This is a genomic window from Marinobacter sp. C1S70, from assembly GCF_000475355.1.
Taxonomy (GTDB): Bacteria; Pseudomonadota; Gammaproteobacteria; order Pseudomonadales; family Oleiphilaceae; genus Marinobacter; species Marinobacter nauticus.
This window is the reverse complement of record NZ_AXBW01000038.1, coordinates 31,328-54,685: the sequence shown is the minus strand read 5'-3', so window position 1 is coordinate 54,685 and position 23,358 is coordinate 31,328. Positions and strand designations below refer to the sequence as shown.

The 23,358-nt window shown below is 57.9% G+C and carries 21 protein-coding genes; 12 read left to right on the top strand and 9 right to left on the bottom strand.

Annotated features, from left to right (window positions below; all coding sequences use genetic code 11):
* Positions 1-57 precede the first annotated feature (57 nt).
* From Q669_RS11800 to Q669_RS11780, 5 genes are all read right to left on the bottom strand, one after another.
* The gene (locus tag Q669_RS11800; protein ID WP_022992402.1) at positions 58-1,617 is read right to left on the bottom strand and encodes an FGGY-family carbohydrate kinase; all 1,560 of its coding nucleotides are present in this window, start codon (positions 1,615-1,617) and stop codon (positions 58-60) included.
* The gene (locus Q669_RS11795) at positions 1,610-3,208 is read right to left on the bottom strand and encodes a glycerol-3-phosphate dehydrogenase/oxidase (protein ID WP_022992401.1); all 1,599 of its coding nucleotides are present in this window, start codon (positions 3,206-3,208) and stop codon (positions 1,610-1,612) included. Before Q669_RS11795 ends, Q669_RS11800 begins: the two co-directional genes overlap by 8 nt.
* A gap of 7 nt (positions 3,209-3,215) precedes the next feature.
* Positions 3,216-4,820: an FAD-binding oxidoreductase gene (locus Q669_RS11790; protein ID WP_022992400.1), complete on the bottom strand. Its 1,605-nt coding sequence runs from the start codon at positions 4,818-4,820 to the stop codon at positions 3,216-3,218.
* Positions 4,821-4,943: 123 nt separating this feature from the next.
* A complete protein-coding gene (locus tag Q669_RS11785; protein WP_022992399.1) occupies positions 4,944-5,603 on the bottom strand; it encodes a transglutaminase-like cysteine peptidase in 660 nt (219 codons plus the stop codon).
* Positions 5,604-5,611: 8 nt separating this feature from the next.
* A complete protein-coding gene (locus tag Q669_RS11780) occupies positions 5,612-6,268 on the bottom strand; it encodes a type II secretion system protein N (protein WP_014421650.1) in 657 nt (218 codons plus the stop codon).
* 206 nt (positions 6,269-6,474) lie between these two features.
* Here Q669_RS11780 and gspE point away from each other — a divergent pair, with 206 nt between their 5' ends.
* The 11 genes from gspE (at position 6,475) to gorA (ending at position 16,334) form a co-directional block, all read left to right on the top strand.
* Positions 6,475-7,983, top strand: a complete 1,509-nt coding sequence (gene gspE / locus Q669_RS11775; protein WP_022992398.1) for a type II secretion system ATPase GspE — start codon at positions 6,475-6,477, stop codon at positions 7,981-7,983.
* A 3-nt stretch (positions 7,984-7,986) separates the two neighbouring features.
* Positions 7,987-9,198, top strand: coding sequence for a type II secretion system inner membrane protein GspF (gene gspF / locus Q669_RS11770; protein ID WP_011784842.1), 1,212 nt, complete (start codon positions 7,987-7,989; stop codon positions 9,196-9,198).
* 88 nt (positions 9,199-9,286) lie between these two features.
* Positions 9,287-9,733, top strand: coding sequence for a type II secretion system major pseudopilin GspG (gspG, locus tag Q669_RS11765; RefSeq protein ID WP_031210904.1), 447 nt, complete (start codon positions 9,287-9,289; stop codon positions 9,731-9,733).
* 6 nt (positions 9,734-9,739) lie between these two features.
* On the top strand, positions 9,740-10,267 hold the full coding sequence (gspH, locus tag Q669_RS11760; protein WP_014421646.1) for a type II secretion system minor pseudopilin GspH: 528 nt from the start codon (positions 9,740-9,742) through the stop codon (positions 10,265-10,267).
* On the top strand, positions 10,264-10,641 hold the full coding sequence (gene gspI, locus Q669_RS11755; RefSeq protein WP_011784845.1) for a type II secretion system minor pseudopilin GspI: 378 nt from the start codon (positions 10,264-10,266) through the stop codon (positions 10,639-10,641). The genes gspH and gspI overlap by 4 nt, the downstream gene beginning before the upstream one ends.
* Positions 10,641-11,405, top strand: a complete 765-nt coding sequence (gene gspJ, locus Q669_RS11750) for a type II secretion system minor pseudopilin GspJ (protein ID WP_022992397.1) — start codon at positions 10,641-10,643, stop codon at positions 11,403-11,405. The genes gspI and gspJ overlap by 1 nt, the downstream gene beginning before the upstream one ends.
* The gene (gene gspK / locus Q669_RS11745) at positions 11,398-12,396 is read left to right on the top strand and encodes a type II secretion system minor pseudopilin GspK (RefSeq protein WP_022992396.1); all 999 of its coding nucleotides are present in this window, start codon (positions 11,398-11,400) and stop codon (positions 12,394-12,396) included. Before gspJ ends, gspK begins: the two co-directional genes overlap by 8 nt.
* A gap of 2 nt (positions 12,397-12,398) precedes the next feature.
* A complete protein-coding gene (gene gspL, locus Q669_RS11740) occupies positions 12,399-13,706 on the top strand; it encodes a type II secretion system protein GspL (protein WP_014421643.1) in 1,308 nt (435 codons plus the stop codon).
* Between the two features lie 4 nt (positions 13,707-13,710).
* On the top strand, positions 13,711-14,244 hold the full coding sequence (gene gspM / locus Q669_RS11735) for a type II secretion system protein GspM (protein WP_011784849.1): 534 nt from the start codon (positions 13,711-13,713) through the stop codon (positions 14,242-14,244).
* Positions 14,245-14,283: 39 nt separating this feature from the next.
* Complete coding sequence (locus tag Q669_RS11730) at positions 14,284-14,955, top strand: GNAT family N-acetyltransferase (protein ID WP_022992395.1); 672 nt, start codon at positions 14,284-14,286, stop codon at positions 14,953-14,955.
* A gap of 17 nt (positions 14,956-14,972) precedes the next feature.
* Entirely contained in the window at positions 14,973-16,334 is a 1,362-nt protein-coding gene (gorA, locus tag Q669_RS11725; RefSeq protein WP_022992394.1) for a glutathione-disulfide reductase, read from the top strand.
* A 50-nt stretch (positions 16,335-16,384) separates the two neighbouring features.
* Here gorA and Q669_RS11720 read toward each other — a convergent pair whose 3' ends face one another.
* From Q669_RS11720 to Q669_RS11710, 3 genes are read right to left on the bottom strand one after another with little or no spacing between them, the layout of a single operon-like run.
* Entirely contained in the window at positions 16,385-18,319 is a 1,935-nt protein-coding gene (locus tag Q669_RS11720) for an ATP-binding protein (RefSeq protein ID WP_022992393.1), read from the bottom strand.
* Positions 18,316-19,317, bottom strand: coding sequence for an ABC transporter substrate-binding protein (locus Q669_RS11715; protein ID WP_022992392.1), 1,002 nt, complete (start codon positions 19,315-19,317; stop codon positions 18,316-18,318). Before Q669_RS11715 ends, Q669_RS11720 begins: the two co-directional genes overlap by 4 nt.
* A gap of 30 nt (positions 19,318-19,347) precedes the next feature.
* Positions 19,348-21,561: a TonB-dependent receptor plug domain-containing protein gene (locus tag Q669_RS11710; protein ID WP_022992391.1), complete on the bottom strand. Its 2,214-nt coding sequence runs from the start codon at positions 21,559-21,561 to the stop codon at positions 19,348-19,350.
* 123 nt (positions 21,562-21,684) lie between these two features.
* Between Q669_RS11710 and Q669_RS11705 the strand changes: the two genes are divergently transcribed.
* The gene (locus Q669_RS11705) at positions 21,685-22,377 is read left to right on the top strand and encodes a J domain-containing protein (protein ID WP_022992390.1); all 693 of its coding nucleotides are present in this window, start codon (positions 21,685-21,687) and stop codon (positions 22,375-22,377) included.
* On the opposite strand, the gene Q669_RS11700 is transcribed toward Q669_RS11705, so the two are convergent.
* A complete protein-coding gene (locus Q669_RS11700; protein ID WP_022992389.1) occupies positions 22,333-23,355 on the bottom strand; it encodes a bile acid:sodium symporter family protein in 1,023 nt (340 codons plus the stop codon). The genes Q669_RS11705 and Q669_RS11700 overlap by 45 nt on opposite strands.
* Between the last annotated feature and the right edge of the window lie 3 nt (positions 23,356-23,358).

Here is a 23,358-nt window from a genome sequence, read left to right as displayed (position 1 = left end):
TCCCGTGATGAATTTTCATCAGTATAGGCTCTATTGAATAAAATGTCACCATCGGGGTTAGCGCGGGTAGCCAGTAATCTCCCGGATCTTTTTGTACAGTGGTTGCAGGCGGGGATACATATCCTGATAAACCTCCCGGTAGAGACGTTGATAAAGCGCAGATGCTTCCGGGTTGGGCTCGAATACCCGGCCGGTTCTGGTCATAGCCCGTACCGCCGTGTCGAAATCCGGGTGTAATCCCAGCCCCACGGCGGCATCAATAGCCGCTCCCAGTCCGGAGGTTTCATAGGTGTGCGGGCGTTCCGCCGGCAGGCCAAATATATCCGCCGTCAACTGCATGGCAGCATCACTCTGGGAGCCGCCGCCTGCTACTCGCAGCCGCTTGATAGCCTGGCCGCTGCGTTTCTCGATGCGTTCCTTGCCTTCCTTCAAGGCGTAGGCCAGCCCTTCCAGTATGGCCCGATAGACGTGAGCTCGTGTGTGCACGTCGCCAAAGCCGATAATGGAACCCTTGGCCTCCGGGCCTGGCTGTCGCACGCCGGGGCTCCAGTAGGGCTGCAGCATCAAACCCATGGAACCTGGCGGTACGGCGTTCACCAGTTCGTCAAACAGGGCTTCGGGTTCAATACCTTTCTGTTCTGCCAGCTTTTGCTCCCGCAGCCCGAATTCCCGCTTGAACCAGCTCACCATCCAGAAACCCCGATAGATCATGACTTCGGTGGAATAGTGGCCGGGCAGTGCAGACGGATACGGCGGCATGAACCGGGTGGGTTCCACATAGCGGGCGTTGGTGGTGTTGATGGTGGCCGTGGTGCCATAGCTCATGCAGCCGGTCTCCGGAGACAGACCGCCGGAGCCGAGAATTTCGCAGGCTTTGTCCGATGCCGCGGCGATGACGGGCAGTCCACCCGGCAGGCCAAGGTGCGCCGCCGCCTCAGGCAGCAGCGTTCCGATCTGCTCACCAGGTGGTATCAGTTCAGGCAGCATTCCCGGGGTCACCGGCATTACCTGCCATTTGAAATCCCGGTGGCCGGCCCAGCACTGGCGTTTATAGTCAAAGGGCAGGTAGCCCACCTGACTGCCAGTGGAATCCCGATATTCGCCGGTCAGTCGGTAATTCAGGTAGCCTGATAGCAGCAGGTACTTGTGGGTTTTCGCCCAGATGTCCGGCTGATTCTGCGCAATCCAGTTCGCCTGGGTTTTTTCCCGGAATCGGCTGATGGTGTCTTCCAGGCGGGCAAGCTTGAACAGCCAGCCCCAGGGGCCTTTCACTGGCCCATCCACCTGCGCATGGCGCTGATCCAGCCAAATGATGGCGGGCCGCAGGGGCTTGCCCTCACGATCGAGGTTGACCACCGTGCCGCGTTGCGTGGTAACGGTCACGCCCACCACCTGCTGCGGGCGGGCGCTGGTGGTTTGCCAGAGTTGCTGGCAAGCAATGCCAAGGTTGTCCCAGAAGTACTCCGGGTGCTGTTCTGCCCAGCCGGGTTGCTCGGAAAAGTAAGGCTCGATTTCCTGCTTGCCCTTGCCCAACAAGTTACCCTGGGTGTCAAACAGCAGGGCGCGGATGCTCTGGGTGCCGTTGTCGATCGCCAGTATCAGTGGGGTCTCACGCATCCAGGGCATCCTCGCCCATCGGCAATTGATAGGCCTTACGGTAGGTTGCCAGATATCGCTCTTGCTCCTGATGCCAGCGGGCATCATCCCAGCCAAGCAGGCTCTGGCATCGGTTACGGATTTCAGGAAGCAAACTGGCCGCCCCGTCAGGCAGGATCAGCCCCAGGCGGGTACGCCGCAGCATCAGATCATCCAGATGCTGAATCTGTTCATGGCGACAGGCCCATTCCAGTTCGGCCCAGAGTACACCGGTGTCCGGGATTTCGGTGGCGTCACCGTTGTTCAGGATAGACTGGCGGTGCGGGCCGTAATAGCCGCCCAGTCGATGCCAGGCCAGCGCCGGAATATCATCGGGTTTACGGTCGTTTGGCGTGGCCGTGAATACTCGTTGCTCGTCGCTACGAAGCCGATCTTCATGCTGATCACCCAGGGCCATGGCCAACGCCTGTCGTGCCATCTGGCGGAAGGTGGTGAGCTTCCCGCCGGCGATGCTGATCAGGCCCTTGTCGTGCCGGATGGCGTGTTCCCGATTCTCCCGGGACGGAGCTTTACCTCCGCCGTCGGTGACCACAGGTCGAACGCCCGCCCAGGTGGACAGCACGTCGGCCCGTTCAATGGTCGCACCGGGGAATAAACGGGTGGCAATTTGCAGCAGATAATTTACTTCCCCACCGGTGATGGCCGGCTCCTCGTTCAGATCTTTGGCGTGTTCGAGATCGGTAGTTCCCAGAACCGTGGCACCTGCCCAGGGGAAGGCAAATACAGGCCTTCGGTCATCCGGGTGCATCAGAGAAACCGCGCAGGTCACCGGCAGCTTGTGCCACGGAATGACCAGGTGACTGCCTCTGAGTGGTCGGATGGTGAGAGGGTGATCCGTTGCCGATTGTTTCTGTAACCGATCGGCCCAGGCGCCGGTAGCGTTAATAACGCATCGGGTATTGACCGTGATGGCGCTCTGCTCTGCATTCTCTTCGGCAGTCAGTCTTAATCCGCAGACAGCTCCGTTATCATCCCGGTCGACGGCGGTCGCGGCGACGTAGTTCAGGCACATGGCGCCGTCGTGGGAGGCTTCGGCAATCAGCCTTTGGACCAGGCGGGCATCATCTGTCACCGCATCGGTAAAACGACTGGTGGCGCGCAGGTTGGTAGTATCGAGCCCCGGGGCCCAGTTCAGGGTTTCCGCCGGCGTATATTTCTGATGGCTGCGGGTGCCGGCCAGGCGGTCGTACATGGCCAGCAGCATCTGGAACAGCCCGGGGCCCGGGAAACTGCCTTTGTAGTGGGGCATCAGGAAAGGCAGTGGATCGACCAGTCCGGGCGCTTCCTGCAACATGCGTTCGCGTTCCCGGACGGCATCGCGGGTTAACCCGATGTGTCCGCTGGCCAGATAGCGAAGTCCACCATGGACCATCTTGGAAGAGCGGCTGGAGGTGCCCCAGGCGAAATCTTTCTGCTCCACCAGCAACGTCTTCAAGCCGCTGCCCGCGGCTTCCCGGGCAACGCCGGCGCCGGTAATGCCGCCGCCGACCACTACCACATCGAAGGTCTGCGTTTCGCCCTTCAGGTTTTCCAGTATCTGTTGTCGATCCATGATCACTTCAATCCAGCAGAGTTTTGGGGTTCAGGCGCTGGTCCGGATCAAAGCTCTGGGTCAGCGAACGAATTGCACGCATACCCAGCTCTCCCTTTTCGACAGGGAGGAAGGGGGCATGGTCCTTGCCTACGCCATGCTGATGGCTGATGGTGCCCCGGTTCCGCACGATCAGGTCTGAGGTGGTGTTCTTCAGATGTTGCCAGCGGCTCAGGGTCTCGTCATAGCTATCCGCAACCCGGAAAACATAGGTTGTATAGATGGAACAACCCTGGCCGTAAAAGTGGGACAGGTGGGTAAATACGTGGGTTCGCTCGTTCCTGTCTGCCAGACCTTCCCTGAGATTGGTTTCAATCCGGTTCATCAGGGTATCAACGTTGTCCCAGTCGGTGGCGGTTTCCAGGGTGTCCACGGCGTAGCCCATTTGCCACAGGGCTTCGCGCAGGTAGGGCATGGTGAAGCGTTTCTCCGCCCACTTGGCGCCAAGTTTTGTGCCGGTATAGACCCCTTTGTAGTCACTGCAGAGTTTGCGGGCCTCCGCAAGTGCTCCCCGGCACTGGGCTTTGCTGCCGGTTACGCCAAAGGTCATCATGCATTTGCCGTCTTCCGCACCGCGGAAAGCCAGAAAACGTTCCAGTAGCCCGATCAGTTTCGGATGCCCGGCCAGTGCCAGCTGGGTTTCGGTTTCAATGGCGTTGCTCAGTCGTAGCATGGAAAGCTGAACCCGGTTCTGAACCAGCTTGCGAGCGGCGGTTCGGGCCTTGTCCCAGTCCGGGAAGAACACCACATGAAAGCTTTCCTGTTCAGGCAGACGGCTGATCCGGGCTTTGACCTCGGTAATCAGGCCCAGCCGGCCCTCGGAACCGAGGATCATTTCCCTGACATCCGGGCCGGCGCTGGAGGCCGGAATGGTGGGGATTGTCAGGGTGCCTTGCAGGGTTTCAATCCGGCCGCCGGCAAACAGCTGTTCTATGCGGCCGTACCGCAGTGACTGCTGGCCACTGGAGCGGGATGCCACCCAGCCGCCAATCGTGGAGAGCTCGAACGACTGAGGGAAGTGTCCCAGGGTATAGCCATGGGCTCTTAACTGGGATTCCACCAGCGGGCCGGGGGTGCCTGCTCCGAAGGTGGCGATCTGGCTCTCCCGATCCAGATCCATCAGGCGGTTAAGGTTTGCAAGGCTGACGGTCAGAACCGGTTTGCCCTGGTCTACCGGGTTGATGTGGCCAGCCACGCTGGTGCCACCCCCATAGGGGATCAGTTGGATATCCTTGTCGTTGGCGTAATGGAGCAGGGCGCGTACATCGGTACTGGTGTTCGGGAAGGCCACGCCGTCCGGGAACTCGCCAATATCACCGCTGCGCATGGCCAGCCAGTCTGGCAGGCTTTGGCCCCGGGCGTGTCGGACCCGGGTTTCCGGGCTTCGGTCGATCAGGTCGTCAACCTGTGGGTCTGAGGGCAACCGGGATTCCGGAACCTGCTCACAGGCTGCATGCAGGGTGATATCCGCCAGCGGGGAGCCGCCTCCCACACGATCTGTGAGAAAGGCCTGACCTTGCTCCGGTAATTCCAGTGAGAACTGTTCGTCACCCCATCCATTCCAGCGTCGCATTCTGTACTGCTCCATCGTTTATCGAATTGCGGGCATTCTAACGGCTGGCCCGCCGTTACCAGTGTCAGAGAGCGACAAGCTCGCTGTCATTTACCGACAATCGGTATTCACAGCACGCTCTTTTTAAGGGCGGAGGGCTTCGGTCAGCCTGTCGTTAAGATCCCGCCAATGCTCCAGCTTCCGGGCATCGCCAATTCTGGCATTGTCGCCGGATGTGCGGTTCAGCCACAGGCCTTCACCGTTGAAGCTGTAAACCGGTTCCAGATCGTTTCTCTGGGATGCCGGTTTGATGTCATTGATCAGGTTGTCGAGAATCAACGGGTCGGAGTCCGGCGTTTTATACCAGGCCAGGACCATATGGGCCTGGTTCAACTCCAGTGCCTTGACGTAGATAATCCGGAGTTGGTCATCCGGGACGCCCATGGCCCTCAAGGTGAGGTACTTGGCGATGGAGAAGTCTTCACAGTCACCGCCGTTGGTGGTGAGCAACTCCACCGGCGTGGCCCAGTAGTCTTCCTGGCCCCAGTGGCGGATGTCGCTGACAAACGTCACCCGGTTGAAGAAGGAATTAACCAGCCGAAGCTGGCGATCTGTCGGAGCGTTGGCAGCCAGCGCGTGCAGGCGTTGCCAGTTCTCAAGTCGCTGGTGCGCGGCCTCGCCGAACTCTTCCAGCACATAAGTCATCAGTCGGCTGCTTAGTTCAAGAGCGCTGACAACAGACACGGTAAGGATGAGGGGAAGCAACAGGGACTGGCAACGTGTGAGTCTGCTTGCCGCTTCCATGGCGGGCCTCAGTTGTTGTTCTGAAGCCGCTGGCGTAACTGTTCCAGCCGTTGACGAATTTCCTCTCGTCGCTGTTGCTGGTCGGCCGACGAGGCGCTGGTTTGGGGGCGTGCTCTTTGCACCTGAACCTCTTGCTGTGGGGGAGCTTCGTAGGCAGGCTCGTCATTGCTTGCGAAATCGACCCCGGAGCGATCTTCGGTCTCCGGGAAGTAGAGGTTTTCCAGTTTGCCGGATCGTTCAATGATGACCCGATTGGCAAACACAGTACGAAGCCTGGCATTTCCGGGCAGTTCATCACCCACCAGAAAGGCCTCGGTTTTGCCTTTGTCGTCTTCGATCAGGGCGCTGCCGGGGAAGTCGCCGTCTGCTGCCAGCACACCGCGCAAGGACAGGCGAAGGTTGGTTTCCGGCAGGTTCTCTGTGTTGGTGTCTTCATTTTGCGGGGTGGCAGTCGCCGAGCCGAACACTTCCAGATCCGACAACTGAACATCAGGCACGGTTCTGGCCTGATCTGCACCTGTTGAAGCTTCCCGGGTCGGTTGCGGCAGGGTACGTTGGGTTTCATTCTGCCAGAACTGATAGCCTTGCCAGCCGGTCAGCGCCAGCATGGCCGTTGCTGCTGCTATGGCCAGAAGCAGCGGAGTCCTTCGATCAATTGCAAGCATTGTCGTTCCTGAATGCATTGGGAAATCGTAAAAAGCTCACAGGTTATCAGACTGCAATGAATTAGTGGCAGTATAGTGTATAGAGTTGTTCAGTGGTTCCCATTCCTGTGGTAGCCTTTTTGCTTACGCTGACAACGTGGAGGGCCGTCGCAACGGGTGGCCCCATAAGAACAATCAGTGACCAGACGGATTTAACGAGGACGAGCTTGACCACCCAAACCGACATTCAGCCGCAGGATGCGCCGCTGGGCAGACTTCCCTTTACCTTCGCCAAGCGTAACGGAGTCATCCTTACCCGCAACGAAGAGGGCGAGCCGGTCATTCTCGTGCGCCCGGGGGCTTCCCACACCGCACTGGCCGAGGCAAACCGCGTGAGCGGTGGCCGGGCGAAGTTCTCTACCGTCGAGCCGGACCGCTTCGACCAGGCCCTGAATGCCGCCTATCAGAACGATTCGGCGGAAGCCATGCAAATGGTGGAGGGGATCGGTGACGACATGGATCTGGCCTCTCTGGCCGATTCGGTTCCGGAAACGGAGGATCTGCTGGAGCAGGAGGACGACGCTCCCATTATCCGCCTCATTAACGCCATTCTTACCGAGGCGGTCAAAACCAACGCCTCGGACGTTCACATCGAAACCTATGAGAAACAGCTGATTGTCCGGTTCCGGATTGACGGCGTGTTGCGGGAAGTGGTCCAGCCCAAACGGGCGCTGGCACCATTATTGGTCTCGCGGATCAAGGTTATGGCAAAACTCGATATTGCAGAAAAGCGGGTACCCCAGGACGGCCGCATTGCTTTGAGGGTGGCCGGCCGGGAAGTCGACATCCGGGTGTCGACCATGCCTTCGTCCAGTGGTGAACGGGTAGTGTTGCGCCTGCTCGACAAACAGGCGGGCACCATTCGGCTGGAATCCCTTGGCATGGCCGGGCAGGATCTGAAAACCCTGCGCAAGCTGATCTATCGTCCGTACGGTATTCTGCTGGTGACAGGCCCCACAGGTTCCGGTAAATCCACCACGCTTTACGCCTCGCTGCAGGAAATCAATGATCGCAGCCGCAACATACTGACGGTCGAGGATCCGATCGAGTACAACCTGCCGGGCATTGGTCAGACCCAGGTGAACCCGAAAGTGGATATGACCTTTGCTCGGGGCCTGCGAGCCATTCTGCGCCAGGATCCGGATGTGGTGATGATCGGGGAAATCCGGGATCTGGAAACTGCGGAGATTGCCGTTCAGGCAAGTCTGACCGGGCACCTGGTGCTGTCCACCCTGCACACCAATACCGCCGTGGGTGCCATTACCCGTTTGATGGACATGGGCATCGAGCCATTCCTGATCTCCTCCAGTCTTGTCGGTATCGTTGCGCAACGGCTGGTGCGGGTGCTCTGTACCCACTGTCGCGAGCCCTATATGCCTACCGAAGAGCATTGTGAGTTCCTGCAGCAGGACCCGGCCAATCCGCCCACCATCTTCCGCGCCAAAGGCTGTGAGCATTGTAACCAGTTGGGCTATCGAGGCCGGATTGGTATCTACGAGGTGGTCGAGATCACGGAAGAAATCAGCACCCTTATTCATAAACGCGCAGGGGAGCTGGATCTGGAACGGGAGGCCCGTCTGCACAGCCCGAGTATTCATGCCGATGGCGTTCAGAAGATTCTGGATGGCGTAACCACGGTGGAAGAAGTACTGCGTGTGACCCACCGGAGCCAGTAATCCATGCCGGCCTACGAATACAAAGCACTGGATGCCAGAGGCAAGCAGAAACAGGGCGTGCTGGAAGCCGACGCGCCCAGGGCGGTGCGCCAGCAACTCCGGGAAAAGGGGCTGACCCCGCTGGCAGTGGAAGCGGCCGTAGAAAAACAGGCCCGTAGCAACCCACTGAGCAGCCGCGGTTCTCTGAGCGCAGCCGATCTCGCGCTGGTCACCCGACAGCTGGCCACGCTCATCCAGTCCGGGATTCCGGTCGAGCAGGCACTGAGTGCGGCCGCCCAGCAATCCACCAAGCCGCGGATTCGCAGCATGCTGATTGCTATCCGCGCCAAGGTGATGGAAGGCTACACACTGGCGGACAGCTTCGGTGAATTCCCCAAGGCCTTTCCCCGGCTCTACCGCTCCACGGTCGCGGCCGGTGAACATGCCGGGCATCTGGACCTGGTGCTGAACCGGCTGGCGGACTACACGGAAAGCCGCCAGGAAGCCCGCCAGAAGATTCAGCTGGCTGCGATTTACCCGATTATCCTGAGTGTCGTAGCTATTGCCATTGTGGTGTTCCTGCTCACCTATGTGGTGCCCGACATTATCGAGGTCTTTCTCAAGCAGGGACAGGAGCTGCCTGGGCTGACGGTGGCTATGCTCTCGGTGTCGGAATTTCTCGGCAGTTTCGGAGTCTACCTTCTAGTCTTGCTGGTGGTGGCGATCATCGGCTTCCGTTTCGCGTTGACCAAACCGGCGGTGCGCCTGAAGTTTCACAAGCGGCTACTTCACCTGCCGCTGTTTGCAGGCATGGTACGAGGCGTGAATACGGCCCGCTACGCCAGTACCCTGAGCATTCTGACCACCAGTGGTGTACCACTGGTTGAAGCGATGCGCATTGCCGGAGAGGTGCTTTCCAACGATTATCTCCGGCAGGAACTGCGGGAGGCTGCCCGGAAGGTCAGTGAAGGGGGATCGTTGCACCGTTCACTGGACCAGACCGGTTACTTCCCGCCAATGATGCTGCATATGATTGCCAGTGGCGAGGCCAGTGGCGAGCTGGACAGTATGCTTGAACGCACGGCCCGCATGCAGGAAAACACCCTGCAATCCAAGATCGCCGCTATTGTGGGGCTGTTTGAACCCATGATGCTGCTGTTCATGGGGGCGGTGGTGCTGATTATTGTTCTGGCGATCATGCTGCCGATTCTGAACATGAGCAACCTGGTGGGATAATGGCCCACCGTCGGGCCAGCAAGGAAGCCAGACAATCTTTCTGAAAGTGACGAGAAACAACGGACCCAAGATGAGTGAAACTATGAGCATGAACCAACCGAAAGCGCTGGCCCGGACCAAGGGCTTCACCCTGATCGAAATCATGGTAGTGATGGTCATTCTCGGCCTGTTGGTGGCAATTGTAGCGCCCAACATCATGGGGCGCAGTGATCAGGCCAAAGTGACGGTGGCCGAAACCCAGATCAGTAACATCGCCAACGCACTGGACCTGTATCGCCTGGACAACAGCCATTATCCCTCTACCCAGCAGGGCCTTGAAGCACTGGTCAACAAGCCCAGCGGCAGCCCTGAGCCGAAAAACTGGAACCCGGACGGCTACCTGAAAAATGTTCCCGAAGACCCCTGGGGTAACAATTACCAGTATGTCAGCCCCGGTGTGGACGGGCCGTACGATCTGTATTCCTACGGTTCTGACGGCCAGGAAGGCGGGGATGGCGATGCCGCTGATATCAGCGTCTGGGACAGCGGGAACTGATTGATTGTGGGCCGCAGGGCTGACCAAAACGGCTTTACGCTGATCGAGATTCTGGTTGTCCTGATCATCGTCGGACTGCTGGCGGCACTGGCGGTGTTCAATATGGCCGGCAGCTCCCAGCAGCGCGAGCTGGAAAGCCAGGTTCGGGAGCTCTACCTCCTGATGCAAACGGCACAGGAACAGGCGGTTCTCAATAACCTGGAAATGGGTTTGCTGCTGGAAGAAGACGGCTATCGGTTCGTGGCGTTTCAGGATAAGACAGGCGAGTGGAAATCCTCAGGTGAGCGCATATTCCACAAGCGAACCCTCCCGGAATGGTTGACCGTTACCCAGTATATCGAAAGTGACGCTCCGCGACTGGCCTCGGCCGAGGATCGGCTCAGGCCAGACGTGGTGTTCTTCTCCAGTGGTGAAACCACACCGTTTGAAATCGAATTCACCCTGGGCCGGGACACTGACCTGATGCACGTGGTTGCTTCAGATGGCGTCTCGCCGTTGGAATGGCGCAAACCTGGTTCCGGGGATGAGTCATGAGTCGGCCTCAGCGTGGTTTCACCCTGATTGAAGTCCTCGTCGCATTGCTTGTGTTCGGTCTGATTGCAACGGCCGCCGCCGAAGTGGGCGGGAATTACATCACCAGTTTCGAGCGCATACGTGACAAGACGCTGGCAGGCTGGGTGGCGGAAAACCGGATTAACGAACTACGGCTTCAGGATGAGCTGCCGGGGATTTCGGAAAATTCGGAAGATACCGACTTCGGAAATTTCCGCTGGCGGGTCACCACCGTTGTTGAGGCTACGGCAGAGCCCACGATGCGGCGGATTGAGGTAACCGTAGCCAAATACTCCGGGGCGCAATCGGAACCGTTTGCCGTCCATACCCTGGCTGCCTTCCTGGGAGAAACCTGATGAGCATGCCCGCGCGCCAGGTCAGGTTAGCCGGGGAGTCCGGTTTTACGCTGATGGAGGTACTGATTGCCGTCACTATCACGGCCGTGATCGGGCTGGGTGTTTGGCAGGTGGTGAGCAGTGTAATGAACTCCCGGGACCGGGTGGATGAGGTTGCCCAGGCGTTCGACGGCTTGCAGAAAACCATGTTGCTGCTGGAACGTGACATCACCCAGATCATCAACCGGCCCGCCCGGGATGTTTATGGTGATTATTCACCGTCCTTAACCTCAAGGGATGATTCGTTTGCGTTGATGCTGACCCGCCAGGGCTGGCGCAATCCGCTTGGTCTCCGGCGTAGCGGTCTGCAGCGCGTCGGCTGGGAATATACCGGAACTGAACTGCGCCGTCGGTATTGGCCTGTGGTGGATCAGGGGCAGGAAGACGAAAGCCTGGACATTCTGATGCTGGACGAGGTTCTGGAGTTTGAAATCCGGTTTCTGGATGAGAACGGTAACTGGCAGGAGCAATGGCCGGAAGATAATGCTCTGGCGCAGATGACGCCGGGAACCCGACCCGACATCTCTTTGCCTCGCGGGATTGAGATTACACTGGAACATGAACGCTTTGGTGAGTTGGTCCGCATGTTCAGTTTGCCGGATTTTGAACCGTCGCAGGCTCAGGCGGTGATCAATCAGCAACAGGAGACTCAGGCCGAGTCGGAAGATGACGCGGCTGAAGACGGATCTGGCCAGGCCGCGGGCGGGGTGACCGGCAATGATTAAGTTTGCCGGGAGCAGGCAGCAGGGCGTCGCCCTGATCATGGTGCTGTTGGCGATGGCTCTGGTGGTATTGATGGCATCGGGCATGACCCGCCAGCAAAGCCTGCGGGTGTTCAAGGCTGGCCATTACCTGGCCCAGCAACAAGGCCAGAGTATTGCTCTGGGTGCCGAGGAATTTGCCAAGCGTATTCTGGTTCGGGACTACGAAGAGGATAAGGAAAACAGTGTGATGGTCGACAGTCAGGATGAGTTCTGGGCCAAGCACGCTGCCATTCTGCCTCTGGACGACAGTGGTGTTGCCGAGGTCCAGATCGATGATCTTGGAGGAAGAATCAACCTGAATAATCTGGTTACCGCGAGCGGAGAAGTGGACCCCATCACCAAAGACCGGCTCACCCGGTTATTTCGTGCTCTGGGTATCACCGGCCTCACCGTAGACCCGCTCATTGACTGGATGGACGCCGACGACCAGGCCATCAGTGCTTATGGTGCCGAAGACGGCCAGTATCTGATGGCAGACCCTCCGTATCGCACTGGCAACCAGCCCTTTGTTTCCATTACCGAGTTGCGTCTGATTGAGGGCATGACCGAGGAAATCTACGCTGCGCTGCGGCCTCATCTGGTGGCACTGCCAGTCTCTGGCGTCGGCATTAACGTGAATACTGCGACGGCGCAGGTTCTGATGAGTCTGCACGAGGATATGAATGAGGCTCAGGCGGAATCGATTATTGCCAAGCGCGAAGAAGAACGATTCGAAAACCTTCAGGATTTCCTGGCACTGCCGGAGTTCTCGGGGATGGGCCTGAAAGCCAACGGGTTAACGCTTCAGACCCGTTTTTTTGAAGTTGTTTCACGGATTACCTACGATAATCGTGTCGTCAATATGGTCAGCACCGTGTATAGAAACCCGGAGGGCGAAGTCCGGACGGTTCACAGGGATACCGGGCAGAAGAATCGCATTACCAAGGAACCTTACACTTTCTCAGAAGGATAACCATGTCTTACCGCCTTTTTGTCCGGCCGGTGCCTCCGTATGCGGACCCGGACCAGAGCCCCGATGCCCAGCTGTTCAGCTGGGTGCTCCAGGATGCCAGTGGCGATGCTCAGGCCAGAGGCACGGCTGATACACGGGAGCATATCGAGCAAACGCTGGCACAGAATGCGCTGGAGAAAGTGCTGCTGATCGGGCTGATTCCCGGTGACGAGGCGGTTTTCTGTCTGGCGGATATACCGGCGAAACAGACCCGTTTTATTCAGCAGGCCCTGCCGTATGCCGTTGAGGAGCAGATAGCCCAGGACATTGACTCGGTGCATCTCGCGCTGGGGCCGCACACGCCTGAGGGCTACCGGGTTGCTGCCATCGATCGCGAGCAGATGGCTCGCTGGCGCCAACTGTTTTCTGGCTGGTACCACGCCCGTCTGGAGGCCGTCTATCCAGACGCTTCACTGTTGCCAGCGGCGGAATCCGGATGGGTCATCTGCCTGGATGCAGAGTCGGCACTTCTGCAGAGCCAGCGGGGAGAGTGGCTGCGCATGCAGGCAGATAATCTTCCGCTGCTTGCAGTGACACTTGCTGCGCCTTCGTCTGACGAAGTGGTGGCCGAAATTCCGGTGCAGCTATATGGCACCGAGGCAGATCTGGACGCGAGCCAGGCCCTGGTGAGTGAGCTTTCGGGAACCACCGGGCTTCTTCGTATCGAAAAGAAGCCGTTGGAATTTTCGGTAACTGAGTTCCTGGCCTGGTCGTACCACCATCACCTGAGCCAGCCCATTAATCTGTGCCAGGGGGCGTTCGCGTTCAAGGCGGAGGGCAGCAGCCCCCTGAAACCCTGGAAGCCGCTTATCGCCGTGGCATCACTCTGGTTCGTGATCCAGATGGGGCTGGAGATCGGTATGGGAATCTACCAGCAGCAGCAAGCGGAGCAGCTTGAAAGCCAGGCCATGGCGGTTTACCGGAATGCCTTTCCCTCGGACCGCCGAACCCATGCCGGAAACGTACGACGTGTTATCGAAGGCCAGTTACGGGTTGCTGGCTCCCAGGGCCCTGACGTCGATTTTATCACCCTGATGAAATACACCGGCGATCAGTACGGCCGGCTGCAGAATCCCGGAGCTGTTACCTTTAACTCGATCAACTACAGCCGGAGCCGGGGCGAACTCGTGGTGGATATCCGGGCCGACAGTTATGATCGGTTAAGCCGTCTGCGTAACGGACTGGCCAGCGAAGGGCTGCAGGCCCAGATCGGTTCCGTGGTCAACGAATCCAGCGGCGCCCGAGGCCGCCTCACGGTCTCAGGAGGATAAGCCCATGTGGTCACGCATCAAGGATCAACCGGCCGTGGGCAAACTGATTGCTCGCTATGATCAGTTACCCACCCGCGACCGTCAGGCATTGACTGCTCTGGGTATAGCCCTGTTGCTGGCATTGATTTATCTGCTGATCTGGCAGCCGGTGACTCAGTTTCATGACCGGGCTGCCTCGAGTCGTGAGAATGCCGCAGAACTCCTGGCCTGGATGCGGGCCAACGAGACGACCATTCAGCGCCTGGGCTCGGCTGGTGGCGCAGCGACAACTGCGGCAGGGGCTGACAAGCCGGAAGACGGGCGGGCATTGATGGCCCTGGTGACTCGTTCAGCCGGAGAGGCGGGGCTTTCTTTGCAACGCTTCGAGCCCAGCGGAGAGGGTGCCATCCGGGTCTGGCTTGAAAACGCCGCCTACGCTGATGTGGCAGCCTGGCTTGAGCGTTTGCACAGCAATCATGGCGTGGTGATTGACCAGGCCGCACTTGATCGGGGCAATGGGCCCGGGCAGGTATCCGTGAGGCTTACGCTGGCGATCTGACCGGCAAGCGTGACCCCACACTAGCGAGGGAGCAACACGATGGCAGACAACAACAATAATGCTGAAGCTGTTCTGGTTCGCCTGGACGAGACGGCACGAAACGAGGCCCAGTCGGTGCTTTTTCATGCCTATCGGGAGGAGCCGACATTCCAGTACCTGTTCGATCACCGGAAACCCGGTTACAGCCAGAGGGTGAGGGCGACCATCCGGGAATTGATCGACCTTTATCTGGAGCTGAATCAGGATGCCATCGGTGTGATGGTGGACGAAACACTGGTCGCGGTTGCGTTTGTAGGTGAGCCGGAACTCAGGCTGAATCTGGCAGACCAGCTTGGCTGGCGGGTGCGTATGGTTCTGACGGCGGGCTTTTCATCTACGCGCCGGTATCTGGAGTATCATCGCAGGATTCGCGACCTTTTGCCGCAGAGGCAGGCGCATCAGTTGCCGTTGATGGGAGTCAACCCAAAATACCAGCACAAGGGGTATGGTCGGATGTTGCTGCAGGCAGTGGAGCGCCTGTGTGAGGAAAACCCCCGGGGCAGTGGATTGGTGCTCGATACCGGGAACAGCCGTTACCTGCCGTTTTATGAATCCGAGGGGTTCCGAAGCCTGGGCAAGATCCGGCTTGGTGATTTTGAAGACCACGTGTTGTTCCGGGAAGTGCTCGCAGACGAAGATCAGTCGAGTGAGCCCCGGCAGCAGCAATCTTGAAGTAAACAGGAGAAACAGTGTCTGAGAGCCATGATTTTGATCTGATCGTTATCGGGGCCGGTTCCGGCGGTGTCCGGCTCGCCCGCATGTCGGCCCAGCGCGGTGCGCGGGTGGCGGTGGTTGAATCCCGTTATCTGGGAGGAACCTGCGTTAACGTGGGTTGTGTTCCGAAAAAACTCTTTGTCTATGGAGCGCACGTCAGGGAAGAGCTCGAAGATGCACATGGATATGGCTGGTCTGTGCCAACAGACGATGTCTCGTTTGACTGGCCAACGCTGGTCGCCAACAAGAATGCCGAGATAGAGCGCTTGAATGGCATTTATGGCCGATTGCTCGAGAATGCCGGCGTCACCATCATTGAGGGTACGGCCAGTCTCCGCGACCCTCTCACGGTGATCGTTGGTGATAAAGCTTATTCGGCAGCGCACATCACGGTTGCCACTGGCAGCTGGCCAGTGGTTCCGGATATTCCCGGCAAGGAATTTCTGCTCACCTCCAATGAGATGTTTTACCTGCCACAGTTACCGCGCCACGCCGTGGTCTGGGGCGGTGGTTACATTGCCGTCGAGTTCGCCGGCATTCTGGCGGGGCTTGGTGTGGAGACCACGCTGCTGTACCGGGGCGAGCTGTTCCTGCGAGGGTTTGACGAGGATATCCGCAAGTTCACGGAACAGGAGATGCGCAAGAAAGGCGTGGATCTCCGGTTCAATGTCACGATTGAATCTGTCGAGCAGTTGAATGCTCACTACCAGGTGAATCTGAGCGATGGCAGCAGCATGGAGACCGGGCTGGTTATGGCTGCAACAGGTCGCCGCGCGCTCGTAGACGGACTCGGGCTCACCGATCTGGGAGTGGAACTCAATGCTTCGGGTCATGTTGAGGTGAACGATCATTTCCAGACGGCGGTACCGTCCATCTCCGCCCTCGGTGATGTCATCGGAACGCCGCAACTAACGCCGGTTGCGCTGGCGCAGGCCATGGTGTTGTCCCGGCGGCTGTTTGGTGATGGCCAGGGTGATATGGACTACAGCGCCATACCGACCGCTGTCTTCTGTCAGCCTAATATCGGAACGGTCGGGTTAACCGAGAAAGAAGCGCGGGACGCGGGGCATTCGCTGCGGATTTACCGTTCCGAGTTTCGCCCCATGAAGTACACCCTGAGTGGCCGTGATGAGCGCTGTCTGATGAAGCTGATTGTGGATGATAGTTCAGACAAGGTACTGGGCGCCCATATGGTTGGGCCGGATGCCGGTGAAATCATCCAGGGACTGGCGGTGGCTATTAAAGCCGGTGCCACCAAGGCCCAGTTTGACGCTACGATGGGCATTCACCCGACATCCGCTGAAGAGTTTGTCACCATGCGAGAGCCGGTGGCCTGACAGGGTGGGTAGCGCCGGAGTGCAAAGCCTGCCAACTCCGGCGCTCGTTGTTACACGCGAATCCAGCGAGAGAGTACCTCCCGCAACGTATCCCTGCGCACGGGCTTGGTCAGATAGTCGTTCATACCTGCTTCTTTGCAGGCTTTCTCAGTATCCTCAGACACATCTGCGGTCAGTGCGATAATCGGTACGCCGCTCTGACCATTTCCCTGTTCCCAGTCGCGGATCATGCGGGTGGCATCATAGCCATCCATCACTGGCATCTGGCAGTCCATCAGAATGACATCATAACCTTCGTGGTCATTTTTGATCCTTCTAACAGCATCGGTGCCATTGGTCACGCATTCGGTCTGGAACCCGAACTTCCGCAACAGCGCTTCCGTTACTTTCTGATTCACCAGATTATCCTCGACCACCAGGGCCCGGGCGGTACCGGTGACCTGTTCCCGTGGCTCATCGGTTGGAGGATTCTGATAGGCTAGCTCGAAAGGAAGCTCGAACCGGAATGAGGAACCCTGGCCGATATCGGACTCCACCTGCACATGCCCGCCCATCAATTCGACCAGGCGCTGGACCAGCGACAGCCCAAGCCCTGTGCCACCGTGAGCCCGGTTATCGCCGGTGTCCAGCTGCTCAAAGCTGTTAAAGACACTTTGCAGGCGCTCCGCCGGAATGCCGGAGCCGGAATCCTTGACCGAACATTGAACGAGCACGCAATGATTCTCCAGCTCAAGCCAGTTCACCCGGATGCCGATAAAACCCTCGCTGGTGAATTTCAGTGAGTTGTCGATTAGCCCTGCCAGGATCTGTCTCACTCGCGGTGCATCGCCAATCACGGTAGGGTATCTTGGCCATTCACCGAGGAACTGGAGATCCAGACTCAGGCCCTGCTTTTCTGCGGCGTGACGGTACGAGGCAACGCAATTGGTAAACAGGCTCTGAAGATCAAAGGCCTGCTGGTCCAGTACCAGGTTGCCATTGTCCATTCTGGCGTAATCCAGGATATCGGAGATCACGGTCAACAGGTCTTCGGTGGATTGTCGGGCCGTGGTGAGGTAGTCGCTCTGGCGCTTGGTCAGCGGCTCTTCATGAATCAGGTCCACCATACCGAGCACGCCATTCAGGGGCGTGCGAAGTTCGTGGCTCATGGTAGCCAGGAACTCGGACTTGGCCTGGCTTGCGTGTTCTGCTTTTTCCCGGGCACTTTCAGAGATCGCCAGGGTCTGGTCCCGGGCCGACCGTAGCTGTTCAAGGTGCACTGCGAGCTCGTTCAACTGTTGTTGTATCTCTGCAATTTCCCGCGCACTGCCCTTGCTGGAAACCGGTTGCGTGGTGTAATCACCCACAATCAGCTTGTCAACGCGACTGGATAGCTGTCGCATGGGTTGAAGAATGTTGTTGAGGAAATGGTTTGCCAGCAGCAGGCTGAACAACAGCAGGGCAAAGCCGACGGTCAGGGAACTCCACAGAATATCCTGTTTGCGGCTTTCCAGAACGTCGGGGTTCACCCCGACCTCCACCATACCAACCCGAAGCGATCCGGAATTGAAGCTCCAGCTTCCGGTAAACCAGTCATCGGCGCCACCAGTACCGATCTCAAGCGGCTCCTGCAGGATCTCGGCCTTATAGATGTCGAAGGCCCCGGATATCGTGTCTGAAGATTCAATACCGCGACTGACAAACCCCAGTTCCTCACCAACCACGTCAGTCACGCGAATCCAGTCTGCTTTGCTGCGCCTCAGGGACTGTCCGAGCACCTGCTCCAGAGCGGTCGAGTTACCCGAGACCACGGCATACTCCAGCGCCGGGGCGAGGCTGTCTGCGAGCATTTGACTGCTTTGGGCCAGGTCGCGGCGGGCATCATCAAGTCGGGCGGAGGTAAAGAAGGCCATCAGCGCCACGAAAATCACAACCGCGGGCAGGGCGCCGAGTAACAACAGGCGGCGTGACAAGGACATACCGGGAGTGCTGACTGTCGCGCTCATTGGTCTGCCTCCTGGCTATTCTCGTTAATCATGTTCTGTACCGCCTGGGCGATCCACTCCCGTTTGGGAAGTGGGATATTCAGGGACCGCGCAACCTGCTGGTTCACTTCCACCCGATATTCCTCAGGATAGGTTGGCGCCGGGAAGGAGCCGGAGTCGAAATATGCCATCAGGTGGCCGGCTGCAAGCTCAGCCATCTCAATGAATGGCGCATAGCTGGAGGCAAGGGCGCCGGCCTTGACATAGGCCTGACTCGGGCCGATCAGGATCTTGTTTCTGCGGTAGGCGGTCAGCAGAATGTGCTTGATATTTCGAGGGTTGTAAATGGCATCATCCGGCCCTGCAAGCAGAAAATCGCCGAAGCTGAGGGCTCGAATCAGGCTCGGAATGAGCTGATCTTCGGTATCGGCAATAAACACCTTGGCTTCCAGACCATAGGGCGCCAGTTGATCAATCAGGGGTTCATAGAACTCCACGCTTTCGGTCGTGGCAAGTAAGGCCACACGGGTTGCCTGTGGAAGGATGACCTTGCCAATGAGCGCCTGTCGTAACAAAGGTGCGTCGTAATACACGGCAGATACCTGGCCGGCAGAACGCGTGGCATAACCCTCGATGAAATCCCTCTCAACCAGCAAGGCCAGTACTGGCAAATCCCTGTTGGCCTGACGCACCCGTGAAAATGCGGCAGGGCCGATCGCGATAACCGGTTCATCTTTCAGGATGGCGATCTGACTTTCAATCAATGGCTCCAGTGCTACCTGGTCGCCCAGCTGTTCTGTCAAAAGGCTGGTAACATGATCATCCAGCGCAGCATTTCCGGAACCCGCAATATAGGCGAACTTTGTGTCCGTTTCCTGGGCCAGAGAGAAGGCCGGATTAACGAGCAACAAAGCCACAGAATAGACCAGCGTAAAGGTCAATCTGGCAAAAATGGATGCACGGCCTGTTGCACCGCTACGGTTAGAGTTGAGCATCGTCAGACAGCTGGTCCATTCCATTGACTGTTTAGTTTCCCGCCCTGCACACTGTCAGAAGCGAATACCGGCTTCGACAAAAAACTGGTTGTGATCTTTGATGTTGTTGTCTGAGCTTAGCTCAGGTTCCCGGTTCAGGTAATGTTGCATGGATAGCGCGATTTCAGCCGTATAACGGGGCTGGAATATCTGTTTCACCAACCGGGTATCAAAGCGCTCAAACCGGGTGTTGAATTCGTCGGCCCAGTAAAATGCACCAGACCACTTAAAGCCTGCGGGAAGATCCTGAATAACCGCCAGGCTGCCCGAGTGCCGGACAGACATCCGCTCCAGCAGTTCGGTCATGTAGCGCTGCTCGTTTTCGTTTACCGTGCCGTCAGATTCCAGAATCGGCGCGCCGGTATACCAGGTCTCCTGATCAAGATAGCCGTAGCTTGCTCGAAGCAGGGTGCCGGGGAAATCGAGGCTGGCCTCTATCTCAAAACCCTTCTGGTCAACGGCCACGTTGTTCTCCAGCGTCCATTCCTTGAGCTGGATAACGCCACTGATCATGTCTCTGAGCTCATCGCGAAAGCCTCTGACTTCCAGCGAGAACAGCGCTTGATCCAGAGGAAACTGCCCGAAGTAGCTGATTTCGTGCGAGGTAATGGTCTCCTCCTCAAGATCGTTACCCAGTGTGAGGATACCTGTTTCCTGGGCGGCGTCCTCAATGGTGACGCGGCGACCTTCAAGGTCAGAATAGATTGCCGGTCTGACATTACGTAGGGTGTATCCCCAGTCAGGGCTTTGTTCAAATCCATCAGGCGTTCTGACAGCCTGGGAGAACACAAACCTCAGGGCATGGTTATTGTTTACCACGAAGTTTGCGGCTGCCCGGGGAGAGAAATAGCTGTCGCCTGTGGTGCTGGTTCGTTCCCAGTTTCCTCCGGCATTAAAAGTAACCCACTGCCAGGGGCTGTATTCCACATTGCCGAACAGGCGGGACTGGTAATTGTTTCCTCGCCCGTTGAAGTAGGTTTCTGAGCGGAAGATATCCTTGCGGAAACCCGCGCCGGAAACCAGTTTCAGGCTGTCGCTGACAATAAACGTATCCTGGGCTTCCAGTTCGATCCGGGTGTCTTCGGAATCTGCATCTACTTCGGCAAAAGCGCCTGGACCGCCCTGGGATATGAAACAGCGCCGTTCTCGCCCGTCGGCCGTGTAAGTGTACTCGTACAGTGGGGTATTGGTGCGCAGGCACTCGACTGTGCTGTCCGGAAAGCTGATGGCATATTCCTGTTGCCGGTTAAAGTTCTCAACACTGGCTTGCAGGTGGACGAAGTGCTGGCTGGAAAAGCTGTGGTTGAGCTTGCTTTGCAGGTAGTAGTCCCGTACGTCGATGTCCGGATGTTCCAGGGGGTTCAGTTCGCCGCTCTTGTCCTTGTCCTGGTATTTGGTGCCATCGACCACACCGGCGTGGAGCTCCAGATTGGTCTGTGGTGAAAATGTCAGACGCGAATCGTAGATAAATGAATTGATATCGTGGCCATCATTAAATGGAAAGCGTTCATCGTCGTCGACCTGATAATCAAATCCGTCGAACTTGCGTTTCTCGAAACTCAGGCGCCAGTCGTAACTCGAATCCGCATTGCCGGTGGAAGCAAACGTGCGAAGGTAGCCCCGGGACCCACTGGTCACTGTGGTCTCAAGGTTGGCGCTGTCCGCAGGGTCCCGGGTAATGATATTGATGGTGCCAAGAAAGGCGTTGATGCCATAGGCCGCTGAGTTTGGCCCGCGGGCCACCTCTATGCGCTCAATCAACTCCAGAGGCACGGGCATGATTTCCCAGTCCATGTCGGACAGGGTTGCCCGGTGGGCCGTCCGGCCGTCCACCAGAACCTGCATTCTGCGCTGTTCGTAGTGGACTGTGCCGTGGTAGGTAGTCACCGGCTGATGACTGCCGACAAAATTCACCACCATGCCGGGCACCAGACGGAATACTTCGTAAAGGTTCCGTATGCCCAGATCCCGAATAAGATCGCCGTCAATCACCGTGGTGCTGCCGGGTACACGGGTTTTAGGCTGACGTAGCCGGGTGGTGGTCAATACCTCGGGAATGGTGCCATTGAGCCCGGGTATGTCATCATCAAAACTGAATTCCAGGGTCTGGGCGGTGCCGGGTATTGCCACCCCAATCAGGGCCGCAGAGAGGGAAACCGACAACCACAAGCGTCCGTGCAAGCGATGAAGAGAGCGTTGCTTTGCAAACAGGTAATTCGTAATGGCCATGTGTGTCGTTCTATAATTTGCCGAGATGAAAATATTGTTATGGTTCTTAACTAATCCTAAGTGAGAGAGCCCGATTTGTCTCCATAAAGAATACAGATTTTCCATCATCGGAGTTGCTGTTGTATGAACTGTTGGGATCTTCTCGGAATCGAGCCGACCGGCGATCAGGATCAGATACGCCAGGCCTACGAGCGTCAGTTGAAGTTTGCCTCCGGCGACGAGGCCCGGGCACTGGAGCAGGCCTACCGCGAAGCAACCGGTGGCGCCGAGCCCCAATTTACTGCCAATGCGCCGGACGGAGCCCCGTCATCTGGCCTGGCCGACAAGGATTCCGGACAACTCCGCTATGACGACGCTGATTCCCGGGCGCTGACGTCCGAAGAAGCCCAGGTTACTCGGGAAGTGATTATCCAGATCAAGGCGTTGATGAACGATAATTACCGCCAGCAGGACGTTGCTATCTGGAAAGCAATCCTGTGTGAACCCCCGGCAGATCGGATGCCTGTTCGCCGGGAGATTGGTCATCAGCTGGAGTCCCAGGTTCGCCCGCTGGCAGAAAATGGCGCGCTTCCTGCGCCGGTCGCGCGCTTTCTGGGGGACTGGTTCGAGTGGTTCAGCCTGAAAGATGTTGTTGAGGAACCGGATCCACGCACTTACCCGGAATCGGATATGGTCTCCGGCCGCGGCATGGGGCAGGGCGAAAGCGATTCCGCCGACCAGCCTCCACAAATGGTGAATTTCTGGCCGGCGGTTATTGGCTGGATTGTTGGTTTAGCGATTCTGGCGACTATTTTCGGAGGCATGGGCGGTGGCTGAATTCGCCTGCTCAATTTTCTCCCGATACTTCTGGGCGAGAATGGCCCCGACAATCACCTGGATCTGGTTGTAGCACATAATCGGCAATACGATCATGCCAAACCCGGGGTGGCCAGAGAACAGCACTTTGGCCATCGGCAAGCCGGACGCCAGGCTCTTCTTGGAGCCGCAGAACACCACCGCGGCTTCATCCTCCAGACTGAACCCCAGCTTTCGCACCATCAATCGAGCGATCAGCATAAACAGCCCCAACAAGCCGAAGCAGATCAGGATCGCCAGGACGATGGCCTGTACCGGAAGGTTCTGCCACAACCCGCTAACCACGGAGTGAGAGAAGGCGGAGTATACGATGATCCAGATCACACACTGGTCATAGCGGGCCATCAGTGACTCATTGCGTGACAGGTAGCCGCCGAGCCAGGGGCGCAGGGCATGGCCAACCGCAAATGGCAGCAGTAGCTGAAGCACGATGTCTTTCAGTGCCTCGGCAACCGAGAACTCTCCGGCGCCCGAGGTGGATACCAGGAGCAGCAACAGAAACGGTGTCAGCATCATGCCGAATACATTGGATGCGGCCGCACTGCAGATAGCAGCCGGTACGTTGCCCCGGGCCATGGCGGTGTAGGCAATCGAAGAAGATACAGCGGATGGAAGTACGCCCAGATACAGAAAACCCAGCCCCAGGTCTTTGGGCATCCACTCGGGCGCAATAGTGTTCAGCTCATTGACCGGCAGTACGGCAAGGGGGAAAAACACGAAGGTGAGGGCGGTAATCAGGATGTGCAGCCGCCAATGGGTGGCACCGTCGATGATCTGCTGTCTGGACAGAGCTGCGCCATGAAAGAAAAACAGTAAGGCCACCGCGATGGTGCCTGCGGTGCCGAGCGCTTCTGCCGCCTGTCCCGTTACCGGCAGGAACGAGGCGAGAACTATGGCGCCAAGTAACAGCAGGGTAAAGGTGTCTATCCGGAATTTCACAGC

Excerpts from the sequence above, each read along its gene's own strand:
- Q669_RS11800 (WP_022992402.1), bottom strand. The coding sequence starts at position 1,617 with ATGCGTGAGACCCCACTGATACTGGCGATCGACAACGGCACCCAGAGC.
- Q669_RS11795 (WP_022992401.1), bottom strand. The coding sequence starts at position 3,208 with ATGGATCGACAACAGATACTGGAAAACCTGAAGGGCGAAACGCAGACC.
- Q669_RS11790 (WP_022992400.1), bottom strand. The coding sequence starts at position 4,820 with ATGCGACGCTGGAATGGATGGGGTGACGAACAGTTCTCACTGGAATTA.
- Q669_RS11785 (WP_022992399.1), bottom strand. The coding sequence starts at position 5,603 with ATGGAAGCGGCAAGCAGACTCACACGTTGCCAGTCCCTGTTGCTTCCC.
- Q669_RS11780 (WP_014421650.1), bottom strand. The coding sequence starts at position 6,268 with ATGCTTGCAATTGATCGAAGGACTCCGCTGCTTCTGGCCATAGCAGCA.
- gspF (WP_011784842.1), top strand. The coding sequence starts at position 7,987 with ATGCCGGCCTACGAATACAAAGCACTGGATGCCAGAGGCAAGCAGAAA.
- gspG (WP_031210904.1), top strand. The coding sequence starts at position 9,287 with ATGAACCAACCGAAAGCGCTGGCCCGGACCAAGGGCTTCACCCTGATC.
- gspI (WP_011784845.1), top strand. The coding sequence starts at position 10,264 with ATGAGTCGGCCTCAGCGTGGTTTCACCCTGATTGAAGTCCTCGTCGCA.
- gspJ (WP_022992397.1), top strand. The coding sequence starts at position 10,641 with ATGAGCATGCCCGCGCGCCAGGTCAGGTTAGCCGGGGAGTCCGGTTTT.
- gspK (WP_022992396.1), top strand. The coding sequence starts at position 11,398 with ATGATTAAGTTTGCCGGGAGCAGGCAGCAGGGCGTCGCCCTGATCATG.
- gspL (WP_014421643.1), top strand. The coding sequence starts at position 12,399 with ATGTCTTACCGCCTTTTTGTCCGGCCGGTGCCTCCGTATGCGGACCCG.
- gspM (WP_011784849.1), top strand. The coding sequence starts at position 13,711 with ATGTGGTCACGCATCAAGGATCAACCGGCCGTGGGCAAACTGATTGCT.
- Q669_RS11730 (WP_022992395.1), top strand. The coding sequence starts at position 14,284 with ATGGCAGACAACAACAATAATGCTGAAGCTGTTCTGGTTCGCCTGGAC.
- Q669_RS11720 (WP_022992393.1), bottom strand. The coding sequence starts at position 18,319 with ATGAGCGCGACAGTCAGCACTCCCGGTATGTCCTTGTCACGCCGCCTG.
- Q669_RS11715 (WP_022992392.1), bottom strand. The coding sequence starts at position 19,317 with ATGGAATGGACCAGCTGTCTGACGATGCTCAACTCTAACCGTAGCGGT.
- Q669_RS11710 (WP_022992391.1), bottom strand. The coding sequence starts at position 21,561 with ATGGCCATTACGAATTACCTGTTTGCAAAGCAACGCTCTCTTCATCGC.
- Q669_RS11705 (WP_022992390.1), top strand. The coding sequence starts at position 21,685 with ATGAACTGTTGGGATCTTCTCGGAATCGAGCCGACCGGCGATCAGGAT.